This window comes from Pedobacter sp. JCM 36344, from assembly GCF_046546555.1.
In the GTDB taxonomy this organism is placed as follows: Bacteria; Bacteroidota; Bacteroidia; order Sphingobacteriales; family Sphingobacteriaceae; genus Pedobacter.
The window spans coordinates 1-1,582 of the sequence record NZ_JBKHKK010000041.1 but is presented as its reverse complement, the minus strand read 5'-3'; the positions used below and the strand labels follow the sequence as shown (position 1 = coordinate 1,582).

The 1,582-nt window shown below is 35.1% G+C and carries 2 protein-coding genes; both read right to left on the bottom strand.

Going from position 1 to position 1,582, the window contains the following annotated elements; translation table 11 throughout:
- Window positions 1-572, bottom strand: a 572-nt coding sequence (locus ACHFIZ_RS17880; protein WP_410888333.1) for a DUF6807 family protein, incomplete at its 3' end; no start/stop codon positions are given.
- Between the two features lie 508 nt (window positions 573-1,080).
- Window positions 1,081-1,582: IS982 family transposase (locus tag ACHFIZ_RS17875; protein ID WP_410888331.1), on the bottom strand; the 502-nt coding region annotated here is incomplete at its 5' end.

Genomic DNA, 1,582 nt, shown 5'->3' with positions numbered 1-1,582 from the left:
ACAGTACCGGTTTTATCACCCATGTTCCAAAAATCAGGATGGCGTCCCTCAAACTCTGTTTTTGTCCATGCAGCCCAAATTCCATGATGATGTTTATGAATCAACGGATAATCATCAGCGACTGAAAGACCAGACGGGGAGAAAATTGGAAAAATATATCCTCCCCGACGGAATACAGAATCAACTCCAGAAGGTAAATCTTTTTTGCCGTTTTGCAGGCTTATTACCTGTTTACCTTTAATTATAAACTTTGCTTCTGTTTCTGTTAATGAAATTTCCGATTTGGTTCCTGCAGTTGATTCTTCAATAGCTTTAAGGTATTTAACCTCTCTGGGGCGAAGACTTATAATAGTGCAGGCAAATCCATCTTTCAAAAATTGAACCGGGTGCTTCTGCTTATTTTTATCTAAAAGGTATATATTTTCTGAGCCGTTTTTAGGTTTTAATCGGAAATAGACTATGCTATTTACTCGTAAATAATTATCATTTGTGATTTTGATATTTTCTGATAATTGGGCAGACGCATTCAGCAATACACCTGCTATCAAACAAAGGGTTAAGAATAGCTTCATATTTGTTAGTAATATAATTTATCGTTATAATGAAATCTGCATTGGATTACAGAACATTTTTGACTCTAACCTTTGACTCCTGAAACCTGATACACAAATTTGTGCTCTTCTATTAAAGGCTTTCATAATAAGCGATCGGCTCTAAATAAAAAATAACTTAGGTTTGAAGAGTTTTAAATAGTTGACTTCATTGCACCAGTTCTGACCATTAGTAGCTCTTCCTCTTTACAGGGATTCAAATATAATATTGTTTGTAAAAGTGCAAAATATAACAAGAAGAGGCAAACCATCATAATGTGTTTTTCTCCATCAAGTTAACGTCATAGTTATATAATAGTGTTAACGTGCTGTGCGATTAAAAAGCGAGTGCATATTCAAGCTGATTAATGGGTTTGTTGTATTTGATTTTGATAGCCTGCAAGCAAGTAACAGCGGCAAGTTTGGTAAATATTCTCATAGCTAAACCCTTCAAAGATTTAGCATAACTTCTTTTAAGCATGAACTGGTCTCACAGCTGAGCGAATAAGGTTTCAATCCTTTTTCTACATTTCCTGAATACAGGCTCAAATGGTTGTTTGTCTTTTTGATTATTACGCATAGGAGTCTTTAACTGAATTTCAACTGTATTGAATAAATCTAACTGACTGGTTTCGGATAAATACCCCCTGTCACCAATCAGTGCGCAATTATTTAATTTAGAGTGCTTTATGTCATTCAGATAATGGATGTCATGTTTGCTTGCTTTACTGATGTCCATGGAGTAGAACACCCCTTTTACAGAAGTAACCAGATGAAGTTTATATCCAAAATACCAAGTCTTATTCACTGCGGAATACCCTTTATCAGGAGCTGTATCAAAGTTTTCCCTGCATATTCTTGAGGATTTTTCCCGAACGATTTTACAGATTGGAACAGGAATAGAATCTACAATAAATACATTTTCTCCTTCATTCATTTGTTTGGCCAGGTGTTCATTAAGCTGCTGCAACCAGGGAAAGATTACTTTTCTT